Raw genomic sequence first — 859 nt, forward strand, 5'->3', positions numbered from 1 at the left:
ACGAGGTCCATCTTGTTGACGGCGGCGACCAGGTGCGGCACGCCGAGCAGGGTGGCGATGCGGGCGTGGCGGCGGGTCTGGCGCAGCACCCCGGCGCGGGCGTCGACCAGCAGCACGGCCACGTGGGCGTTGGAGGCGCCGGTGAACATGTTGCGGGTGTAGCGCTCGTGGCCGGGGGTGTCGGCCAGCACGAAGTTGCGCCGGGGGGTGGAGAAGAAGCGGTACGCCACGTCGATGGTGATGCCCTGCTCGCGCTCGGCGCGCAGCCCGTCGGACAGGGCCGCCAGGTCCGGCACGCCCTCGGCGTCGCGCACGGAGTCCAGGTGGTCCAGCGGCAGGGAGTCGGTGTCGTGCAGGATCCGCCCGATCAGGGTGGACTTGCCGTCGTCCACCGACCCCGCCGTCGCCAGCCGCAGCAGCTCACGGGGTCCCCGCGCGCCGGGCGCGCCGCCGGCGGCGGACCGCGCCTCCAGGAGCTCGGTCATCAGAAGTACCCCTCCCGCTTGCGGTCCTCCATGGCGGAGGCGGACGTCCGGTCGTCGGCGCGGGTCTCGCCGCGCTCGGAGGTCGTGGCGCGGGAGATCTCCGCCATCACCCCGGCCACGTCGGTGGCCGTGGAGCGCACGGCCCCGGTGATGGTGAGGTCGCCGACGGTGCGGTAGCGCACCATCTCCTCGGCCACGGTTTCTCCGGCGCGAGGGCTGACGAACTCGGATTCTGCCAGCAGGATGCCGTCGCGCTCGAAGACCTTGCGGCGGTGGGCGAAGTAGATCGAGGGCAGCTCCAGCTGCTCCAGCTCGATGTAACGCCACACGTCCAGCTCGGTGAAGTTGCTCAACGGGAACACCCGCACGCTCTC

2 protein-coding genes are annotated in these 859 nt (G+C 72.2%); both read right to left on the minus strand.

Annotated features, from left to right (window positions below; genetic code table 11):
* On the minus strand, nucleotides 1-485 hold a 485-nt coding region (locus ACYQBY_RS22190), incomplete at its 3' end, for a GTP-binding protein (protein WP_459646080.1).
* Nucleotides 485-859 (minus strand): phosphoadenosine phosphosulfate reductase domain-containing protein (locus ACYQBY_RS22195; protein ID WP_459646081.1); only part of this gene is annotated, 375 nt, incomplete at its 5' end. The genes ACYQBY_RS22190 and ACYQBY_RS22195, both read right to left, overlap by 1 nt.

It is taken from the genome of Kineococcus anabasis, assembly GCF_054590795.1.